15 protein-coding genes, 2 pseudogenes and 1 riboswitch are annotated in these 20,322 nt (G+C 53.8%); of the genes and pseudogenes, 8 read left to right on the top strand and 9 right to left on the bottom strand.

Going from position 1 to position 20,322, the window contains the following annotated elements; genetic code table 11:
- Positions 1-227: 227 nt before the first annotated feature.
- The 7 genes from ACGHM3_RS25215 to nrdD all read left to right on the top strand — a co-directional run bounded on the left by ACGHM3_RS25215 (position 228) and on the right by nrdD (position 9,073).
- A complete protein-coding gene (locus ACGHM3_RS25215; protein WP_390517728.1) occupies positions 228-875 on the top strand; it encodes a TnsA endonuclease N-terminal domain-containing protein in 648 nt (215 codons plus the stop codon).
- A complete protein-coding gene (locus ACGHM3_RS25210) occupies positions 859-2,931 on the top strand; it encodes a transposase family protein (RefSeq protein ID WP_345427051.1) in 2,073 nt (690 codons plus the stop codon). The genes ACGHM3_RS25215 and ACGHM3_RS25210 overlap by 17 nt, the downstream gene beginning before the upstream one ends.
- Complete coding sequence (locus tag ACGHM3_RS25205; protein WP_345427049.1) at positions 2,928-4,583, top strand: AAA family ATPase; 1,656 nt, start codon at positions 2,928-2,930, stop codon at positions 4,581-4,583. The genes ACGHM3_RS25210 and ACGHM3_RS25205 overlap by 4 nt, the downstream gene beginning before the upstream one ends.
- Positions 4,584-4,595: 12 nt before the next feature.
- On the top strand, positions 4,596-6,134 hold the full coding sequence (locus ACGHM3_RS25200; RefSeq protein ID WP_345427047.1) for a TnsD family Tn7-like transposition protein: 1,539 nt from the start codon (positions 4,596-4,598) through the stop codon (positions 6,132-6,134).
- Entirely contained in the window at positions 6,088-7,710 is a 1,623-nt protein-coding gene (locus tag ACGHM3_RS25195) for a Tn7-like element transposition protein TnsE (protein WP_345427045.1), read from the top strand. The genes ACGHM3_RS25200 and ACGHM3_RS25195 overlap by 47 nt, the downstream gene beginning before the upstream one ends.
- A 231-nt stretch (positions 7,711-7,941) precedes the next feature.
- Positions 7,942-8,088, top strand: a complete 147-nt coding sequence (locus tag ACGHM3_RS25190) for a hypothetical protein (RefSeq protein WP_390517727.1) — start codon at positions 7,942-7,944, stop codon at positions 8,086-8,088.
- Between the two features lie 98 nt (positions 8,089-8,186).
- Positions 8,187-8,390: riboswitch (cobalamin riboswitch) on the top strand.
- Between the two features lie 122 nt (positions 8,391-8,512).
- Positions 8,513-9,073, top strand: a complete 561-nt coding sequence (nrdD, locus tag ACGHM3_RS25185) for an anaerobic ribonucleoside-triphosphate reductase (protein WP_345427041.1) — start codon at positions 8,513-8,515, stop codon at positions 9,071-9,073.
- On the opposite strand, the gene istB (ACGHM3_RS25180) is transcribed toward nrdD, so the two are convergent.
- Both istB (ACGHM3_RS25180) and istA (ACGHM3_RS25175) read right to left on the bottom strand, forming a co-directional pair.
- Complete coding sequence (gene istB / locus ACGHM3_RS25180) at positions 9,058-9,798, bottom strand: IS21-like element helper ATPase IstB (RefSeq protein WP_345427039.1); 741 nt, start codon at positions 9,796-9,798, stop codon at positions 9,058-9,060. The genes nrdD and istB (ACGHM3_RS25180) overlap by 16 nt on opposite strands.
- 10 nt (positions 9,799-9,808) lie before the next feature.
- Positions 9,809-11,092, bottom strand: a pseudogene (istA, locus tag ACGHM3_RS25175) (IS21 family transposase); the annotation flags it as partial.
- 77 nt (positions 11,093-11,169) lie between these two features.
- Here istA (ACGHM3_RS25175) and ACGHM3_RS25170 point away from each other — a divergent pair.
- Positions 11,170-12,311, top strand: a protein-coding gene (locus ACGHM3_RS25170) for an IS3 family transposase (RefSeq protein WP_345427037.1) whose coding sequence is annotated in 2 segments (ribosomal slippage) — positions 11,170-11,422 and positions 11,422-12,311 — 1,143 coding nt in all. Because the reading frame shifts where the segments join, the coding sequence is not laid out codon by codon here.
- A 13-nt stretch (positions 12,312-12,324) separates the two neighbouring features.
- Here the strand turns inward: ACGHM3_RS25170 and ACGHM3_RS25165 are convergent.
- From ACGHM3_RS25165 to ACGHM3_RS25135, 7 genes and pseudogenes are all read right to left on the bottom strand, one after another.
- A complete protein-coding gene (locus ACGHM3_RS25165) occupies positions 12,325-12,825 on the bottom strand; it encodes an acyl-CoA dehydrogenase family protein (RefSeq protein ID WP_345427240.1) in 501 nt (166 codons plus the stop codon).
- Between the two features lie 112 nt (positions 12,826-12,937).
- Positions 12,938-13,702, bottom strand: a complete 765-nt coding sequence (gene istB, locus ACGHM3_RS25160; protein ID WP_390517726.1) for an IS21-like element helper ATPase IstB — start codon at positions 13,700-13,702, stop codon at positions 12,938-12,940.
- The gene (istA, locus tag ACGHM3_RS25155; protein WP_390517725.1) at positions 13,699-15,186 is read right to left on the bottom strand and encodes an IS21 family transposase; all 1,488 of its coding nucleotides are present in this window, start codon (positions 15,184-15,186) and stop codon (positions 13,699-13,701) included. The genes istB (ACGHM3_RS25160) and istA (ACGHM3_RS25155) overlap by 4 nt, the downstream gene beginning before the upstream one ends.
- Positions 15,187-15,322: 136 nt before the next feature.
- Positions 15,323-16,183 (bottom strand): annotated as a pseudogene (locus ACGHM3_RS25150) (acyl-CoA dehydrogenase family protein); the annotation flags it as partial.
- On the bottom strand, positions 16,177-16,323 hold the full coding sequence (locus tag ACGHM3_RS25145) for a hypothetical protein (protein ID WP_390517724.1): 147 nt from the start codon (positions 16,321-16,323) through the stop codon (positions 16,177-16,179). The gene ACGHM3_RS25145 and the pseudogene ACGHM3_RS25150, both read right to left, overlap by 7 nt.
- A 192-nt stretch (positions 16,324-16,515) precedes the next feature.
- A complete protein-coding gene (locus tag ACGHM3_RS25140) occupies positions 16,516-17,679 on the bottom strand; it encodes an FAD-dependent oxidoreductase (protein WP_345426489.1) in 1,164 nt (387 codons plus the stop codon).
- Positions 17,680-17,711: 32 nt separating this feature from the next.
- The gene (locus tag ACGHM3_RS25135) at positions 17,712-20,300 is read right to left on the bottom strand and encodes a LuxR C-terminal-related transcriptional regulator (RefSeq protein WP_345426491.1); all 2,589 of its coding nucleotides are present in this window, start codon (positions 20,298-20,300) and stop codon (positions 17,712-17,714) included.
- Positions 20,301-20,322: the final 22 nt, after the last annotated feature.

Below are 20,322 nucleotides of genomic sequence, written 5' to 3'. Positions count from 1 at the left end.
GTAACTTTTGGGCGTTGTGGCAAAGTCAGGTCATTCTTCTCAGGAATAATAGGGAATGACCGACTACAAGCTCGACAATCGCACCCGCAAGTGGCTGAAAGAAGAGCGAGGCAAAGGAAGTGGGGGACTATCACCCTTGGCTCACTGTCAGGGATCTGCCTTCCCAAGGCCGTTCACATCGGGTAATGGGCCATCTGACGCAACGGACCCATCACCTCCTGTCCGACATGGAACTGGCGGCCTTCCTCTTGCTCGAATGGAACCCGACCGTCACTGATATCCGCGAGCAATTCCCCTTGCGTTTAGAAGACACTTTGGCTCTCGCTGAGGAAGCCAACATTCGGCATCCCGAAATCGGCGGATGTACACAAGTCATGTCCACGGATTTCGTTGTTGATGTCTCGGCACCGTCCGGGCCCCAGCGAATGGCTATCCAGGTTAAAGCCTCCTCCGATCTCAAAGACCCACGCACGGTCGAAAAGCTGGAACTTGAGCGCCGCTACTGGCAAAAGAAAGAAGTTTCCTGGTATTTAGTCACTGAAAAGCAGATCCCCAAAACCGTGGTGAGTAATCTGGAGATGCTTTACTCCGCCAGAGTCCAAAGCGAGAGCCCTGCAGTACTTTTCAATAGCCTTCCTGCGTACTTAGACTCCCTGAACACGAATCCGAACACCAAGCTCCCCGAAGTCGGGATGTTGATCGACCAGTCCTATTCTCTGGAGCCTGGCACTGCTCTGGCACGATTACGGGCCTTGATGGCTTTACGGGCACTGGCATTTGATATCTCGATTCCATGGAATCGATTGGTGGCTGGCGATATCCAGGTTGTTGCGGACATAACATTGTTGAGGGCGAGTTATGTTGCGAATCAATGATGTCGTTCAGCTGGAGGAAGAGCGATACCGGGTCCTGACGATCTCAGGAAAATTTGTTATCTGGATAGACATTAATTCAGCCAAAGCTTTTCCCAAAGTCGTTACAACGTCCAATGTTGACCAATGGATGCTTGATGAAGCCCTCAGGCGGGCAGACGATCCTTTCTCCTATCTGGCATCGGTTTCTGTTCATCAAGGGACAAAAGCCCAGAAAATACGCGACGAACGACACCAACTAATCGCACCGTTGCTTGCTGACGAGGAAATTTACTATCGCAGTGGCAGGGGCCAGTTGGTACAAGCCCGGAGCGACCTTACTGGCACACCAAGAAAAACCCTTTACAAGCACTTGCGACAGTACTGGCAGCGGGGAGCGATACCAAATGCGTTGTTGCCGGATTACAGCAGGTCCGGCGGAAAAGGCCAAAAGAAAACATCAAAGAAGAAACTGGGTCGGCCACGGAAAGCCGCCCCAGGCACTGGCATTACCGTTGACCAGTCCATCGAACGAATGTTTCGAATCGTGCTCGATCGTCACTACGTTAATGACAAGGGCCACTCAATGCCCTATGTCCACAGAAGATTTATCGATATGTTCGAGGTGGGAAATCCCAATGTGTCACGCGAGGATTACCCAACGATCATTCAACTGAGATATTTCTACGAACGTGAGTACAAAAAAGCGGACCGAATTCGCTTGCGAGCCAACAGAATCTCCTACCAGAAAGACGTTCGTCCATTGATTGGTTCCGCTACGGCGGGGGTCCCGGGGCCTGGCTCCAGGTACGAAATCGATGCGACGATTGCCGATATCTACCTGCTATCCGCTGATCGGCAAAACGTGATTGGCCGCCCCACCTTATACGTAGTGGTCGATGTTTTTAGCCGCATGGTGACAGGCTTTTATGTGGGGTTGGAAAACCCATCGTATGTGACGGCCATGAGGGCTTTGATCACCGCTGTGTCTGAGAAGACTGAACTGTGTGGCCGGTACGGCTTTGAGATTACCACTGACCAGTGGCCTACTGTTGGAATCCCCGATGCTATCCTGGCAGACCGTGGAGAGTTGCTGGGTCATCAGATAGAGTCCCTCGAAAAGGCTTTCGGCGTAAGGATTGAAAACACGCCGCCATACCGGGGCGATGCGAAAGGCATCGTCGAGCGTTACTTCCGCACCCTACAGGCCGAATTCAAACCTTTTGCGCCCGGTGTGGTGACAGGTTCAAGAATTAGAAAACAGGGAGGCAAGGATTACCGGCTGGACGCAACGCTGACTCTGGATGATTTTACCCGCATTATGCTCGCCTCCATTCTGCACCGGAATCAGTACGCGGTGTTGCCAAAATATGATCGTGATGCGGATATGCCCAATGACATGGCACTAACCCCGCTCAACATCTGGAACTGGGGCATACAATACCGGACCGGTCGATTGAGGAATGCATCTGAAGAAGCTCTACGAATTGCTATGTTGCCGAGGCAAAAGGCCTATTTGTCCGATCTGGGTGTGAGCTGTTTTGGTGCTTACTACACATCCAAGGAGCTATTGGCATCCGGTTGGCTGCATCGCAACGGGGATCGCAGGGTAACCAACCTGTATGCGGCCTATGACCCCGCAGTTGCTGACTGTATCTATCTTTTCCCCGAAGAAGGCAGCCCGGAATACTGGGTGTGCTCTCTGACAGACCGTTCACGTCAGTATCGAGGCAAGTCGATATGGGAGTTGTGGGCCAGTCAGGAACAGCAGCGGCAAGCTACCAGCGCCGCAAAGGTTGCTGAAACCACAAGCAAGCGAAATCTTGAAAACCTGGTCAGCCAAACCATCAAGGACGCTGAACGTTCCCGCCCCACGGTGTTCAAACAATCCAAAGCAGAGGCAGTCAGGGGCATACGCGACAATCGAAAGCTAGAGCGGGATGCCCAGAGGGCCGAGCAAACAAAAGCACGACAGCCCGACCGCAGTAAACCGAAGTCTGAGGTAACCTACCTGCATGGCAAACCGGATGACGGCGGTTTCCCGGACTTTATCGACGAGTTGTTTGGAGATGATGAATGACTCTACCCTCAGGGATGGTGAATGCGGTATACCGGGAGACGGGCGTGCCGAGCTACCAGGGAAATCCGTTGATCGAGGCGTTGCCACCGATCCTTGAACGCAAACAGCTAAAGGCCGGGCTTGGCGGAAGCATAAAGCTCCGACCGGCGGATATATACCTTGATGGTGAGACGAGAATTCACATCATCTCCCAGCTGCTCGATGGCTTCTTTCAGCTGTTAGCACGCCATATTCAGCTGGAATCCAAGATCTCGATCATGCTGCGCGGAGGATACGTTGGTAGAAATCTGGCCACTGGAGACCTCTCGGCGCATATACAGAACGGCTACGAGCGCATCATGCGTGGAGACCTGTCAGCTTTTCGGTTTGACCATGTTGAGTCGACCGCGAAAAGCCTGGCGTTCATTGGGTGTTCCGGTTCCGGCAAAACCAGTTCGCTCAACCGTATTCTGGCAACCTATCCACAGTTGATACACCACCCAGAGCATAACTTCACTCAAATTGTATTCCTGAAAATCGACTGTCCCCACGACGGTTCCCTCAAAAGCCTGTGCCACAATTTTTTCCGGGAAATCGATTCTATCCTCGCCACAAATTATGTTGGGCGCTACGGCGAGAAACGCCACAGCGTGGAGACGATGATTACTCTCATGTCGCAGCTGGCAAATACCTATGCCATCGGCTTGCTGGTGATTGATGAGATTCAGCACCTGAGCGTTCGCGCATCCGGGGGTGCGGAGAAGATGCTGAATTTTTTCGTAACCCTTGTGAATGAGATCTCGGTGCCGGTCGTCATGGTGGGTACGCCGAAAGCCAGGCCGGTCTTTGAAACAGACTTGCGGTCTGCACGCCGTGGAGCCGGGTTTGGCTCGATATTTTGGGAACCCTTGAGCAAACCCTCAGCTGAAGAAAACGTGCTGCGAACCGAATGGGGGGCGTTTACACAAAAGCTGTGGAAATACCAGTGGTTGACCAAAGCCAGTGAAACCATTCCGGATGAACTGAGGGATCTATGGTTCGATCTTTCTCAGGGCATCATGGATGTTGTCATCAAGTTGTTTGTGCTCTCTCAGATTCGAGCGGTAGTGACAGGTACGGAACGAATCACGCCCAACATAATGAGAGCCGTGTACCAAGATGAGCTGAAACCGATTCATCCCATGATGGAAGCACTGCGTTCGGGTGATCCAAGCAAAATTGCCCGCTATTCAGACCTCACGATTCCGGACATCGACAAGAAAATTCTGGAACTCAGTAACCTGTTGGAATCCAGTAAGGATCAGATCCGAAAATCGGTGCAGTATGGAGGTAACGATCAGGCAATCCGGTTGCACAACATGCTGGTTGATATGGGTTACGATTCGGAGTTGCTGGAACCGTTGGTTCAAAGAGCATTCGAAGAATATACCGAATTACAGATCAAAGACCTGATGCCTATCATCCTGAAATGGTACCAGTCCTCTGAGCAATCACCACCTGTAAAAAGAAAGCAAAAGCCCAAATCGATCAAGGCAAAAGACTGGCATACGCTGAACTCAGACGACCTTCGCTTCATGCATTCTCAGGCAGCCAACGAAGAGCAGATGCTGGGCGCGGTTCAGCAATCGGGATTAGTTTTTAATACCGATCAGTGGCTAGCTTCCGTTGATTAGTCGATAAGCGATATGCTGAATTTCCCAATACCTTACGATAAAGAGCTGCTTTACAGCACAGTAGCGAGAGCGGGGATTCGGCAAGGCATTGTAAGCCCCAAGCAGTTACTGGATGAAATCTATGGCAATCGAAAGGTCATAGCAACGCTGGACTTGCCCAACCAGTTGGAGAAGGTTACTCGCTGGTTGCCGCTCCCCTACAATGTTGAAACCCTAGCATACCGCCACACCCTGTTCCCATTGTATGCCCCGTTTATCCCCGAAGAGCGTCGTAAACGTTGTCTGGCATGGATGGCTGGGGAATCCCAAGGTGCGATACACCTCGCGATGGGCGTAGCTGCCTCACTTGTGAAAGTGCCGGGTCACGTTCGATATTGCCCGGGATGCCTTAAAGAGCAAGGACGTGCTGTTGGAGAATATTTTTGGCAGCGTGAATGGCAAGTGGCGGGTGTTGAATGCTGCGAAAGGCATGGTGAGTTGCTGAATACTGCTATCCCCCGCCCGTTGGTAGAGCGACACCTCTATCGTGCAGCTTCGCCTGAGGCATGCCCCTTGTTCCCGCAAAAGTCGGTTTGTGCCCGATCAGTGAAGATTCAGGATCAGATCCGACAGCTACTGCAGCAAAGGCCGGCTGTATCTCCGGGCTTTGAGCAGTGGTCAGTTCATTACCATTGGCTGGCTCAACAGCATGGCTTTATCCGCGGGCAGACCCAGATCGACCACACCGCTATATTCGAAGCCGTGTTAGCCAGATGGTCCTCAAAGTTTTTGCGTCGGTATGGATTGGGGATAGGGGGCCAGGCAGGTAGCTTGTGGCTGCAAGCCATATTCCGAAAACACCGGAAATCCTTCAGCTATCTCCAGCACATTATTGTTCACGAAGCGTTGTTGCCAGAGTTCTGGCATATGGGTGAAGTTATTGATTGTGTCCGGGATTTGCTAGTGCGATCAATGATAGCAATGCCTAAAAGAGCAAGGGTTGAAGCCTCGCTCGATTTAACACAAGATCAGCAGGATTGGGTGAGAATGCTGGAGGAGTGTCCGCCGAAAGTAGCGAGGGCTGCCAAACCGGCGCTCTATGCAAGGCTGTACCGATACAACCGGCTTTGGCTGAAACAGGTAAATAGCACTCGGCAACGGGCAACAAAGGTTAAAAGAAAACCAAGAATTGACTGGCAGCAGCGAGATCGGCAGCACCTGGCAAAATTACGAGAGGTTCTCCGGTTATTACGAGCGAGTACGTCTGGGCCCCGGCGGTCGCAAACCTTCATGCTCAAACAATTAGGCAAGAGCTCCACGCTGGAAAAGAAACTTCACTGCTTGCCCCGAACCAGGCGGCTTCTGTTGCGATATTCCGAAAGCGTTGCTCAATACCAGGTGCGGCGGTTGCGGAACGCGTGGAAGGAACTCCGGCAAAACTTTGTGTACCCGCCTCGCTGGCGCTTATTGCGCTGTGCCGGTCTCAGTGAAATACGGCTTACCTATGAAGCATGGGACTATCTGAATGGCCTCGAAGACAGCCACACCGCCTATCAAGGGAATCAAGGATAACAGTCGGGTTAAAGAAATCGGTTCGGTTTATCGGCGCCTGGGCGGTTCTGATTGGCGCATCAATATCAAACTGGAGCCTGGCCAGGGCAAAAAGAATTTCAGTATTTCACAGCTGGCATTGTTGCCAAGGCGGCGAGTTCTGAATGCAACGAAGCACTTCAAACCAGCCGGGTACCCCTGGACGATACACATAGAAGATGCCACAGCCTGGTCACATCGAAGAATACGAGATTGCCCGATCAGGAACGTCAGTAAGCAAGAGGACCAAGACCAGTGGTGTTTCAGTTTTGAATCCGACGGCATCGAATTCTTCTTGCCCCAGATAGAGCTGGCCCGTGTGCTATTTTTCCACTATGCCTACATGGCCCGACTGGCGATGATTCCCAACGGATTGAACGAGGAGTTCGATATCCAGCCGGGCGATGATCCAGACATAACCGAAATTCATATCGTTCCGACCAGCACACTTCCCCTGAAAGCGCGTGGGAACAACGATCAGCGGCGAGTGCTGGCCTGGGTTCTGCTAGACGAGGAAGCTCGCCGGTCTTTCATCAGCATTGCTCAACACCAGCTTAGAGAGGGGGAAGAGAGAAATGGCCACAGGCTCTGGAAGTTTCGATTTGACCCGCCGGAATTGCCAAACGTGGAGCTCTCGGTACGGGGCCAGTTCCACAAAGAATCCCAGGTTTTCTTTGTATATGAGATTTACGGCGCTGAAAACTTGAGTACGCGGAGCTCGAAAGTGGTTGAGTTTTTTGACCCCAGATTTGCTGAGTCACAGGCAGGTAAAGGTGGGGGCGTTCAAAAAGCGGCAGTTTCTACAAACCAGGTGCTGATTAACGATGAAGAGTTGCCAGCGGTGGATTCAGAGGAACACATTCTGGATGTTCCGCCGGTAACACTGTCGTTTTCCCAGCCTGTTATGACAACGCGTAAAGCTTCTAGTGGCCGTCGGCGATCCGGGGCCAAAGAAGGGTTGGAAGAAGGTAGTGAAACAGGCGATGGTCAAACAGAAGTCAGTACCGACGAACCGACCATCCGGGGTCAGTTACCGGCTGCAGGGTTCAATGCTATTGATGATCAAAGTGATGACTTGCACCTATATGCACATAAGTTTGAGGCGTTTGCTGCTGTTGTTGAACTACTCAAAACCAAGGGCTGTCGACAGGTCTTTGGGGGCGTCAGAAAGTTACCGGCGCTTCCAGGTTACTCCAAACATTTACTGAAGGACGGTAATCCGCGGTGTATATCCTTTAACCTGTTGAATAAAAGTGGAAAACGATATGTTCTTCTGGAAGTCGATACATCTGACTATAAAAATTGGTTGTCAACGCTGCTCTTGAAGCAACCACACCGCGACTTTGATTGGCAGGCTGCGCTTGACACTTTAGAGCAGCGTTTATTGCAAAACTCATTGAACTGGCCAACCCCTTATATCAACCTTGCATTTCCTGGCCACCACAAGCGCATCCCGCATCCCAGAACACCTCCAGACAACAGGGCATTTATAGGGGCTAGTTCATTGCAACATTGGGCAGATCGGATAAACTTGGCGATGCAATGTTGGTGCCAGTGAGGTAAGAATTGGTGAGTCGGTGGAAATGCACGGCATGGAAATAGGTGCTGTTTATCTGCAGTAGGTGATGATGACCCCGGAGCTGCCGGGCATGGGTGATAAAGACATTCTCCATGAGGCCGATATTGTAGCTCTGCCAGGTAATAACAAAGGTTTTGGTGCCGGTGTGGTTATGCCGATGGTTGCCATTACGGTGCGAACCTCAAGCTGGATGGCCCGGGCAGGTACCACGTGGTTTACAGTATTGATCCGCAGCCCTATCAGGGCTTCTACCGTCATAAGGCAAAGAAACCGGTGTTGGCAAATGGTGGTCACCGTTTGATGTCAAGTGGGAATTTGCGTTTGTCGGTACCGGTAAGAAGGTCGGTTACTGATTGATTTCTGGCGCCTGTGGGGCAAATGCTGCGCAGGCGGACCCTGTCTCGTGTTCAAATAAAATAGATATCTGTTTTCCTTGAATCTGAAGTTTCCAGTGTATATAGTGTTTTTGTCTTGGTAAGCCACAACATGTTGTGTTCGTGGCAAGGAATCCGGTGAGAATCCGGAACTGACGCGCAGCGGTATTGGGGAACGACCGTGGCATGATGACACTGGCGTAAGCTGGGAAGTCGCCACGCAAGGCAGAGCTGGAAGGTTCACGCCCCTGAGTCCGAAGACCTGCCAGGATCACAAGCACTGCACCTTCGCGATTCAGGGTGAACAGCCGATCATGTCTCGGGCGCTCGCCCGTGCCTGGCCTCCTGTATTCGTGAATGTTGCTGCAAATATTGCGACAACCTGACGCGCTTCCAGGAGGAACCTGATGTTTGCCCACGCCACTTCGCACCCTGTTGATCCGGCCTTGCTGAATATCTCCGCTACTGTTGGTGAATACCTGCACCGCAGCGACTGGCGGGTAAACGCCAATGCCAATCAGGGGTACTCCCTGGGCGGCCTTATTCTGAATACGGCTGGCAAGGTGATTGCCAACTACTGGCTGAACGAGGTGTATACCCCGGAAATCGGCCAGGCCCACCGTGAGGCAGACCTGCACATTCATGACCTGGACATGCTCAGCGGTTACTGTGCCGGCTGGTCCCTGCGAACCCTGCTGCACGAGGGGCTCAATGGCGTGCCGGGAAAAGTGGAAGCCGGGCCTCCCAGGCATCTCTCCAGCGCCATTGGCCAGATGGTGAACTTTCTCGGCACCCTGCAAAATGAATGGGCAGGTGCCCAGGCTTTCAGCTCCTTCGACACTTATCTGGCGCCTGCGTATTCCGGCGAACGTGAACACCCATACCGGTTGAAGGTGAACACCTTTTTTCTTAACGCATCACCCACCGGAGTTTGTACTCCGGGTGTTCACGTTCAGTCAATTTCCTGAAGTCGTTTTCTCATCGATTCCCCCTTCAGAGCCCAGCGATGGGCATTGTGCATGAGCCGGTCCAGGATGGCGTCAGCCAGGGTGTTATCACCGATGGCGGCATACCACTGATCGGTAGGCAGTTGGCTTATGATCATGGTCGAGTGCGTGCCGTGTCGGTCATCCATGATCTCCATCAGGTCGTTCCGGTGTGCCGGTTTCAGGGCTTCGAGCCCCCAGTCATCCAGGATCAGCAACTTTACTTTGGCCAGTTGGTTCAGCGTCTTCTGGTAGGTGCCGTCAGCCTTGGCCTGAGTCAGTTCCAGCAGTAACCGGGAGATTCGGTAATACCGGGTGCTGAGGCCGTTCAGGCAAGTCTGATGCCCCAGTGCGCAGCCCAGGTAGGTTTTACCGCTGCCACAGGGGCCGGTGATCAACAGGTTCTGTCCGCGCTCCAACCAGTCGGTCTGAGCCAGCTGGACCACCTGAGCTTTCTTCAGGTTGCGAGGGTGCTGGTAGTCGATGTCCTGGATCGAGGCCCGGAGTTTGAAGCGGGCCTGGCGTACCAGGCGGTCCTGTTTCCGGTGCTCTCGGGTCTGGAACTCTCGGTCCAGTAGCAGTTCCAGGCGCTCCGCGAACGGCAGTTCGTCGTAGGTGCCCAGCTGGTTTTGTTGGTGTTCCAGGGCGGCAGCCATGCCGCCTAACTTCAGGTCTTTCAGTCGTGCCAGGGTCTGTGTTGTGCTCATGGGTGATGTCCTAGTGGAAGCTCTTCGGGCCACGGATGTTCTCGTGGTGCTGAGGGAGTTCGGCGTTCAGGAGCAACTGCTCCGGCAGCTTGTCCCGGTTGCTCCGGAGAATGGCCTTGATGTGCTTCAGCCGGTTCAGACCTTCCCGATTGGCGATGCGGCAGCCGGCATTCAGACGTTGGCTAGGGTACTCCCGAGTCAGGTTGAGTAACCCGAGACAGACCCGGTAGGCCTGCTCCGGGTGTTCCCGTTCATTCAGTCGATCACTGACCCAGGCCAGCGTGTCTGGCCCGATGTCCCGGGCCCAGTTCTTGAGACGCCCGGGCGTCCATTGCTGCTGTTTGCGATGCCGGGCAGGCATATGACCGGCTTCGGTGGTGGTACCCGGTCTGTGACGCCGTGGGTGGCTTGCCACCTGGCGTTGCCGGAAGTGGACCTGCACCAGATGATCGCTGGCATGGACTTCCACCTGTTCGCCCACGTACTGGTGCGGTACCGAGTAATGATGCTGGTCGAACTCGATGTGGTAATCGATATTGACCCGGCAACGCCGGATTTCGACATACTCATAGGGCTGTTTCGGCAAGGGACGCAGGGCTGGCTGATCCAGTGTCTCGAAGGCTGTCTGCCGGTTATCCGGCAGCCGCCGGAACGGGCGGCTGTTCAGCTCTTCAAGCAGTGACCGGATGCACTGGTTGGCTTCGGCGAGAGTGAAGAAGGTGTGGTGACGCAACCGGGCCAGGATCCAGCGCTCCACAATTTGCACGCCGACCTCCGCCTTGGATTTGTCCTTGGGCTTGTAGGGCCTGGCCGGGAGGATGGCCACCTGATAGTGCTCGTCCAGTTGCTGGTAGCTGGGGTTCAGTTCTGGATCGTACCGACAGGCCTTGCTGACACCGCTGCGCAGGTTGTCCGGCACAACCATCTCCGGAAGGCCGCCGAAGAACTCAAAGGTGCGCACGTGACTGGATAGCCAGTCTCGTAATCTCTGACTCCAGGTGGCTTCGGCATAGGTGTAGTTGGAGGCACCGAGCACCGCCACGAACACCTGAGCCGCGCGGACCTCACCGGTCTGCGGGTTGATGATCGGCACGGTCGGGCCGCAGTAATCCACGAAGCACTTCTCACCGGCCTTATGGGTCTGGCGCATGGAGCGCTTCTGCTGCTTCAGCCAGTGCCGGTAACGGTCACAGTACTGGGAGTAGCTGTAACAGCGGTTGGGATACTGAGCTGTGTATTCCTCCCACAACAGCTGCTTGGTCATCCCTTTACGCATGAGTTCCTGGTGCACGGTTGACCCTACCCCAGAATTTAGGTCCATTTAAAACTGGAAAATCCGGCATGATAGAACCCTGAGCAGGAGATCATGCCATGAAGCGATCCCGTTACACCGAAGAGCAGATTGCCTTTGCCCTGAAGCAAGCCGAGCTGGGCACCCCGGTTCCCGAGGTTTGTCGCAAGATGGGCGTCTCGGATGCCACGTTCTACAACTGGCGCAAGAAGTATGGCGGCCTTGGCCCGTCTGAGCTGAAGCGGCTCAAGCAACTGGAGGAGGAAAACCATCGCCTCAAGAAATTGGTGGCCGACTTGAGCCTGGACAAGGCCATGCTCCAGGATGTGGTGGCAAAAAAGCTCTGAGACCGCCTCGTAAACGCCAACTGGTGGCTGACTTACAAGCACGGTACGGAGTCAGCGAACGCCAGGCGTGTGCGGTCTTACAGTTTTCTCGGGCGTCTTGTCGATACCAATCGGTGGCGAGGGATTCATCGGCATTGTCGATGAGGATACGCGAGATCACCCTCACGCGGCTTCATTACGGTTACCGGCGTGTGCATGTCCAACTCCAACGAGAGGGCTGGCGTGATAACCACAAACGGGTTTACCGGTTGTATCGGAACCAGGGGTTGTCGCTTCGCCTCAAGCGTCCCAAGCGCAACAAGGCAGCCAAGAACCGTCAGCCACTTCAACAAGCCAACCATCCCAATCACATCTGGGGGATGGACTTTGTCTCGGATGCGCTGTTTGATGGCCGGAGGCTGCGCCTGCTGACGATCATCGACTTATTCACCCGGGAATGCCTGGGCATTGTGGTTGGGCAGAGCCTGAAGGGGCACGATGTTCAAGAAGCCCTGACTGCGATTGCACGGTTTCGTGGTAATCCTGAAGTTCTCAAAACCGACAACGGTTCGGAGTTTGCCGGAAAGGTCATGGACCGCTGGGCCTATGAGCGGAACATCGAAATCGACTTCTCACGGCCCGGAAAGCCTACCGACAATGCAACGGTAGAATCCTTCAATGGACGACTCCGGCAGGAGTGTCTGAATGAAAATTGGTTCTTGTCACTGGCCGATGCCAGGGAGAAAATCGAAGCGTGGAGGACGTTCTATAACCAAGTCAGACCCCATTCTGCATTGGAGTGGTCCACGCCCTCGGACTACGCCAGGAAACATGCGGTTTCACGAAAAAAACAGAAGCAATTGGAGCCGGATTTTTCCAACTCTGGGTGGACCTAATACGGGGTCAGGGTCACAGCTGCTCGTCGCCACTGTTCTCCTCTAGGAAATTGGTGACGTCTTGGGCAAACAGTTCGTACAACTTGCCCTGGCTGCCAACCACCTTGCGACCCATCAGATCCAGCGCCTGGATGCCGTTGGTACCCTCATAGATCTGGGTAATCCGGCAGTCCCGAACCAGCTGCTCCTGGCCCCACTCACGGATGAACCCGTGGCCACCGAACACCTGCTGACCAAGAATGCAGGCCTCCAGGCCCCGATCGGTCAAGAACGCCTTGGCTACCGGAGTCAGCAATGCCACCATGCCTTCGGCGTGCTTGCGACGCTCGTCGTCATCCGCGTACTTGGAGATATCCAGCCACTGGGCCACATAGGTGGAGAAGGCTCGACCCCCTTCAACATAGCCCTTCATGGTCAGCAGCATGCGGCGCACGTCCGGATGCACGATGATCGGGTCAGCGGCCTTTTCGGGCTGCTGGGCACCGGTCGGGGCACGGCTCTGGATACGGTCCAGGGCGTATTCGCGGGCATTCTGCAGGGAAGCTTCGGCAGCACCGATACCCTGGATGCCTACGCCTGTTAGACGTCAACTATCTTGTCCGGCCCGCGACAACTATGATGGCCGGTTAGGTGCTTTTACTTTTACTGCTTTTTGCTTGTGCTAACTGGTGCTGCTTTCGATAGCTTTCCCCCTCAAGTTCGATAATTGTCGCGTGGTGTATTAGCCGATCGACAGCTGCCACTGTCATCATGCTGTCGGGGAAGATCTGATCCCATTCACTGAAGGGCTGGTTGGCGGTGATGATCAGGCTGCCACTTTCGTAACGATGGGCGATAAACTCAAACAGCACATGTGTTTCAGCATCGGTTTTCTTCACATAGCCAATGTCGTCAATGATGATGACCCGGTATTTATCCAGTCGGGTCACTGCCGTCATCAGGTCAAGATCCCGCTTGGCTTGCTGCAAGAGCTGAACCAGTGCGATGGCCGGAAACAGCTTGCAGCGCACTCCTTGCTCAACAAGCCGGTGACCCAAAGCGTTGGCTATGTGGGTTTTGCCGGTACCACTGGGGCCAATCAGCAGGACGTTATCCGCGTTGTGCGCCCAGTCTGTATCTTGTTGCAGTTTGGCCAGTACCGCTTGATTGGGTCTGCTCAAGCTGCTGTTATCCAAGGCTGTGAAGGTTTTACTGGTTGCGAGCCTGGCTTCGCGTATCCATTTTTGAGTCCTGCGCTGATAACGATCAGATAGCTCGTACTCACATAGAGCCGCCAGGTAGTCGGTGTGGGACCAGCTTTTCTCCACAGCCGTGTCCCACAGCGACTGGTAGTGCCGAACAAAGGCCGGCAGCTTCAGCTCTTTTAATAGCAGGGCGACTGAATCGCTCACAACACCACCTCCTGCGCCAGATCTAGCAGCCGGCTATCGCCCGTTATCGTTGACAGCAGCTCGTCATAGCTAATCAGCTCATGCTGGGTGGAGGTGGCTTGCAAGGTGGGTTGATGGCTGGTGAGGTAGCGGGCCTGAAGCTCCGTAATTGTCGCGAACTTGCCGGCTTTAGCGTGAACCAACAAGTCCTGCCCTAGCGCCTGCTCATCATCGTATTCATAGGCTAGCCTGAGTACGGTGACGATCCACTTACAGGCCTCGCGAGCCTCCAGCTGCTGATCGGCATGACGCCAAAGCTGGCGGTAGTTGTCGTCGGGCAAGAGATCATCGCGCAGCTGAGAGTAGCGGAACGCCTGAGGTTTGGACGCCAGTGAGCGGATGACGTGCTTGTAATTGATACAGCGGGCACGGCTCTCTCCTGGCTTAGGGTAGATACGTGGTAGCGTTAGTGCCTGCTGCTGCCCGATGTGCAACACCAGCTGGTCATGATGCAGCCTGACCTGAACGCGCTCACCGATTAGCCGCGAGGGCACGGTGTAGACCACGCGCCGGACCTCTATGGTCGAAGAGCGTGTGACTTTGATATTCAGCGTTTGGTAATCGGCGGCCTCATGACTAGGTAAGGGCTGTAAGGCCTGCTGCTCTTCAGTAAAACGCGAGTGAGAGCGGCGATTGAGTTTGGATGCCACCTGATCAATGAACGCTTGGTAGGCCTCAATGCTGTCAAAGTCATGGTGCCCGCGCAGCTTCAGTTGCTGCGACAGGCGACGTTTTAGCGACCCGTTGGCGCACTCAACCACACCGTTTTCATGTGACTGCCCCAGGTTATTGCGGGTGGGCTGCATCCGATAGTGTGCACATAACTCGCCATAGGCGTCGGTCCAGACATTTTGTCGATTGTTGCGTGCTGCACTTAAGCTGTCGGTGCGGTGCTCAATCGGGCTGCCACCGGCCTGTTGCAAGGCTCGCTGTAGCCCGCAAGCAAGAGCAGCATAGCTTTCTCCACCCTGCACCACGGTAACCGAGCGCCAACCGCTGTAGGCCAGGCGGAACTGATACAGCAGGTGTTTTAAGGGCGTCCCTTGGATAGTGATCGGGCTGTCAGGGTGAGTGAAGTCAGAGAAACCCTGCTGTGCAATGGCCGCCTGCTGGCGGAAGATAACATCCTGATCGGGGCCATTCAGTGCTTTCCATTGTTTGACCCGTCGCTGCAAGGTACGCAGAACACGCTGGTCGTAATGTTCCGGGTAATGCTCTTCCAGATATTCCAATAAGGTCGTGCCGGTCAGTGACGGCTCCCGCTCAAGCAATACCTCCAGTTCGGTACTCCATACCGCGTTAAGCGGGTCTTCGCGTGTGCGCCAATCTCTCTGGGTTTGAATGCGAGGTGCGCCTGATTTTTCGATGCGTCGTCCAGAGCGGACGGAAATTCCTGCCTTAGCGGCCGCCACTTCCTGGCTGGCGCCGTCTTGTCGATGCTGCATGTACAGCTCCTCTTGTCGGTTGGTTATGTGTTGACCCGGCACTCTGTGCTCCAAAGTGGAAAACAAAGTACCTATTGTCACACCCAACCGGCCAAGATAGTTGTCGTCAACCGGTCACCCTAATTGTCGCCGAACATACGCCCAGGCGCTCGTAGTTCATCATGGTGAACATGGCAGCCAGGCCCTTGTTCTCCTCGCCGACCAGCCAGCCCTTGGCGCCGTCGAAGTTCATGACGCAGGTGGCGGAGCCCTTGATGCCCATCTTCTTCTCGATGGAGCCACAGCTGAAGCTGTTACGCTCACCCAGGGAGCCGTCCTCGTTCACCAGGAACTTGGGCACCAGGAACAGGGAAATACCCTTCGGCCCCTTCGGCGCGTCCGGGAGCTTGGCCAGCACAAGGTGGATGATGTTCTCCGCCATGTCGTGCTCGCCCCAGGTGATGAAGATCTTGGTGCCGGTGACATTGAACGAGCCATCATCATTGGGCTCGGCCTTGGTACGGATGATGCCCAGGTCGGTGCCGGCGTGAGGCTCGGTCAGGTCCATGGCACCGGACCAGACACCGGAATACATGTTGGGCAGGTATTTTTCCTTCAGCTCCTGACTGCCGTGGGCATCCAGGGCCAGGCAGGCACCGGCGGTCAGCATCGGGGCCAGACCAAAGGCCATGCTGGCACCCTGCATCATTTCCTCGAACTGGGCCACCAGGGTCTTGGGCATGCCCATGCCGCCGAATTCCGGGTTGCCACCCAAACCATTCCAACCACCTTCCACAAGCGTTTGGTATGCTTCCCGGAAGCCTTCGGGCGTTGTCACTTCTCCATCTTTCCAATTACAACCTTGCTCATCAGCACGGCGATTCAACGGCGCCAGGACACTAATGGCAATTTTTCCAGCTTCCTCCAAAATCGCATCCACAGTGTCCGGATCAAGATTCTCTCCCAAATTTGGCAACGAACCCCAAAGCTTTGGAATTTCAAATACTTCGTTTAGGATGCCTCTTCGTCATAACCAACCGGCATGCCGAACTCCTCGGCGATCTTGTTGGCGTCCGGGTTGGTGAATGAGTGCAGCACTCCGGGGAAGCTCACCAGTGTCAGGTCGACTTCGGCATCCTGCATCTCTGGCACAACCATTGGGACAATCTGATCACGCTCTTCGAGTACCCTCCGGCCATCCGGAAGGTAGTCCTGTCCCGTCACGGTTTCCTTGCTGGGAATGCAACCGGATCAGAGTTTAACTCCACCTTCAAGCTGCCCAACTGATCGGGTCCACCTCAAAATATTCAGTCTTTTTTAAGTTTGTAGTAACGGCCAGATCTGATCAGGTCATCGTTCTGAAAGAGCTTCAGACAGCTTGGACTGCCGGGTGGGAAGGTTAACTGTTTCAGCTGCTATCATCCGATCCCCAGAGAAGAGCCAAAATTCCCGGGCGTTGTCGTTCTCGGTGGGACGCTGCTGAATCCGGTCATATCCGGTGGCGATTCCAACACACTGGACTTTCATTCCGTTTAGATCCGACCAAAAACGTGGAGGGGAGATAGGCGGAGAAGGTTTGCCACAGATATGGGCTGCAGCAATTTGTGCTTGAAGCATGGCATTGTGAATAGTTTCTATTCGGATGGGTGTATTGGTGGAAAGGTTGACGGCTTTTGCGCAATCTCCTATGGCAAATATGTCTGGATCAGAGCTGCACATGTTGCTATCCACTAAAATACCACCGTCACAACTCAGGTTTGCGTCTTGCGCAAGCTCGGCATTGGGAACAGCTCCGATGCCAATAACTACCACATCGGCGGGTTTGGTTGTGCCGTCGGACAATCGGATACCGGAAACTCGGTCTTCTTCGGAGAGGATCTGATTAACGCAAGCGTTAAAGCAGAAGGATACGCCGTCCAAGGCCATACGATTCGTGACAAAATTCGTTGTTAATGGCGAAGCCACTCGGCACATCGCTCGACTACTGGCCTCAAACACAGAAACCTGTTTTCCCAGTAGATTGGCAGCGGAGGCCACTTCGAGCCCGATAACGCCCGCGCCAAGGATGGCAACCTTCTTATGCTCAGGAGCTGACAAGGCATTACGCAATGCAGCGGAATGATCGAAATTCCTGAGATAGAAAACATTTTTTGAATTTTCGCCGGGTAAGTCAATAGGGCGTGGCCTAGCCCCCGTTGCCAAAATCAGGATATCGTACTGGACTTTCCTGCCGCCTTGAATAACCACTTGTTTTGCGGTTCGATCAAGCGCTGTTACTTCGCAGCCTTGTTCAAACTCAATGTTATTGTCCCGAAAGAAATTTGGAGAACGGATCGGAGTTGGTGAGGGTAACTCGTCCGATGTCAGGTAGGCCTTGGACAATGGGGGACGTTGGTAAGGTAACGTGTTTTCCTCGCCAAGAATCGTAATTTTTCCTTCAAATCCATTCTGGCGAAGAGCTTCCGCAGCGGTCAGGCTGGCTATTCCAGCACCAACGATAACAATTTTTTGCATACTCGTTCGATTCCTCTTTTGTTTTTGTAGCACTATAAAAGCCCGCGCAGTCGAGCTTCAGTGACTGCCTGAACCCGGTTGGTTACTTTAAGTTCGCTGAAAATCTTCTTCATATGCCATTTGACGGTATCCTCCGTCACAAGAAGCCGTTCAGCGATCTCTCTGTTAGTCATTCCGTTGCTTACACATTTCAACAGGGAAATCTGCTTTATTGTGATCGCTGAGTGGCCATTGTCTGGTATCGGAGGTGCGCTGGAGTCCTCTGTTTTGAGCTCGAGTTCCTTTGTAGCTATCGTCCCGGAGTCGTCCGGCAACTCATCAAAAAAATCCTGAGCAATCGGACTAAGAGAAAGCAGCGCTTCTTTGATCCAGAGCCGTGTAAAGTGACAATTCAGATGTTCAGAAAGTAGGTTGGCATCAAGAATCGTGCGCTTCGCTACTTTTGACGAACCGAGGGCAAAGGCTGCCACTGCCTGGCAATATTGGGCGGCGACCTTAGTTCTAGCGTCTGAAATTGCACTGGCGCTTTGTAATGCTTGTTTGGCATATTTTTCGGCAACACCAAACTGTTTCCCAAGCCTTAATCTATACATTGAGTTTATTAGGGCAATACGTGCCCGAATGGCTTGGTTCTGATTTGGCAGGAATGTCAGCTCACATTCATCAGGGAGTATGGGTGGACCCAGTTCTTCGTTGTTTATAAGAATAAACTCAGCTAACTGAACTCTAATCAGAATGTTGAGGCGAGGGAGATCCCGTTCGCAGGCGGCTAGGCGAGTTTGTTCTAATACGGCCATGCCTTGATCCCGGAATCCTTCATGGTACAGAAAGCTACTGTAGGTATGCGTACACCCCCACAGGACATCTGTGACGCCGTAATTTAACGCGAAATTGAACGATGCCTTTGCAGAATCGTGGGTAACCAGATGATGGTTCTGTTCGTGCAGGATTTGTAACTCAAGGGAACCAAACATCTTACTTAAAAACGTTTTTGGCACCTCAATCTTTTCTGCAATTTTGTTGGCTTGACGCAACAGGCTCATTGCTCGGACGATATTACCTTTAAACAGTTCCGCCTGGATCTCCGCAGTTTTAAGCCAAATAAAAGCATAATGCTGATTGGAGGACTGATTAGCCACAGCCGCTCTATGCAAAAGTCGTTCTAAATCGTCAAAGCGGCGGCCACTAGAAGCGATGAATGCCTGGCACGTAAGCGCTGCACCCTTACCAACCATGTTGCGCTCACCAAAACAATCAATCCATTTTTGACAAAGAGTCTCGCTTTCCAGCAATTCATCCTGGGTCGCTTTACCTATTGCGTTAACCAGTTCCCGCCAGCCTTCCTCATCAAGGTTGCCCAGCCCCCTGGAAATCGGATGGTCCGAACTGGCCAGCATTTCCTCTGCCTGCCGCGCCTGCTGGCTGAAATACAGGGTCCAGGCATATCCTATGCCTAAGGAAGCGATTTTTTTTATCGTGCGGACCGGCACCTTTTCAAACCACGTGCGAAGCACTTCAATTTCACCTTGCCGGAGCGCCACGTCCAGTATGATGCTGTCACTGACCACGCGCGCCCACCGATGGTCACTAGCCTCCAGGGCGACGTTGATTGAATGGAGGTACTCTCCCCTGCGCCAATGCCAGAACGCAACGCGTTTCAGTACATACGAACGACGCTCCCGTTGAGTGGCATTAAACACACTACGCAAATACCCTCTCAGCACAGGGTGCATGGCCAGGCGCTCGCCGGAGGAAACGGTGGGGGCTAAAAGTGCAAATTTTTCGTTAACAAACGAAATTTCCTGATCAGCCTGCTGCGTTTTATAGACATAGTCATAGCACTCCGCGCTGACCTCCTCGAGCATCGCGGCGTTGCAAACAAACCTTCGCGCATGTCTGGGTAGCACGGACAAGAGATTGTCCCTGAAATACGAGCGGGTTTCCGGCCAGGATTCGGGAGGCAGGTCCGGGTTCGGGGTTTGGCGCATCAGTCTGACGAGTGCGGGCCATCCGCCCGTGGCTTGTATAATGTTGCCTGCTTCGGAGCCACCTATACCCGTTACCTCACCAAGCTTCTCCGGCTCCTTTAGGTCCTCTTCTGTAAAGGCAAGCTCATCAGCACCATAGGTCACAACACCCGTCATCAGCGACAAACGCGGCAATGCCCCGGCGCTGCCGGGCGCAATAAAAAATTTTACATTGTCCGGTGTTTCACAGATCAGATCCTCAATCAGATCCCCGTTATCCGCCCCTTCACCGGGCCCGTCAAGGCAAATTCTTATGGTCTTTCTTGCATTGAACAAGGCGTCCCGAAGCGCTTCGATGGTGTCAGTGTCACTTTTCAGCGCTTCCCGGGATTCAGGTCCTTCAATCTGGTATAAAACCAACGCCGCAAACAGGCTGTCAGTGACTTCGCGCGGGTCCGGGTAGGATCGTCCATTGATATAGACGGCGCTCTCGTGTTCCGGATCACGACGGTTTGCTGCCAGGGCGACCTGTACAGATTTTCCGTAGCCCGGCGGAGCCCGGTACAGAACGACTTTTGCCTCAGGCGTCGCAGAAGCACCCAGGCGCTGGCGGTCTGTACAGCCTTGAGTGATGAAGCGCTGACGACCCCACATCCGGCCGGACATCCTTCGACAC

Source organism: Halioxenophilus aromaticivorans, assembly GCF_042850945.1.
Classification (GTDB): domain Bacteria; phylum Pseudomonadota; class Gammaproteobacteria; order Pseudomonadales; family Cellvibrionaceae; genus Halioxenophilus; species Halioxenophilus aromaticivorans.
Note: the sequence above shows the minus strand (reverse complement) of the source record. Positions and strands in the feature narration are given on the sequence as shown.

Coding starts and splice junctions, on each gene's coding strand:
- ACGHM3_RS25215 (WP_390517728.1), top strand. CDS start 228: ATGGAACTGGCGGCCTTCCTCTTGCTCGAATGGAACCCGACCGTCACT.
- ACGHM3_RS25210 (WP_345427051.1), top strand. CDS start 859: ATGTTGCGAATCAATGATGTCGTTCAGCTGGAGGAAGAGCGATACCGG.
- ACGHM3_RS25205 (WP_345427049.1), top strand. CDS start 2,928: ATGACTCTACCCTCAGGGATGGTGAATGCGGTATACCGGGAGACGGGC.
- ACGHM3_RS25200 (WP_345427047.1), top strand. CDS start 4,596: ATGCTGAATTTCCCAATACCTTACGATAAAGAGCTGCTTTACAGCACA.
- ACGHM3_RS25195 (WP_345427045.1), top strand. CDS start 6,088: ATGGCCTCGAAGACAGCCACACCGCCTATCAAGGGAATCAAGGATAAC.
- nrdD (WP_345427041.1), top strand. CDS start 8,513: ATGTTTGCCCACGCCACTTCGCACCCTGTTGATCCGGCCTTGCTGAAT.
- istB (WP_345427039.1), bottom strand. CDS start 9,798: ATGAGCACAACACAGACCCTGGCACGACTGAAAGACCTGAAGTTAGGC.
- istA (WP_390517725.1), bottom strand. CDS start 15,186: ATGCAGCATCGACAAGACGGCGCCAGCCAGGAAGTGGCGGCCGCTAAG.
- ACGHM3_RS25145 (WP_390517724.1), bottom strand. CDS start 16,323: ATGGTTGTGCCAGAGATGCAGGATGCCGAAGTCGACCTGACACTGGTG.
- ACGHM3_RS25140 (WP_345426489.1), bottom strand. CDS start 17,679: ATGCAAAAAATTGTTATCGTTGGTGCTGGAATAGCCAGCCTGACCGCT.
- ACGHM3_RS25135 (WP_345426491.1), bottom strand. CDS start 20,300: ATGTGGGGTCGTCAGCGCTTCATCACTCAAGGCTGTACAGACCGCCAG.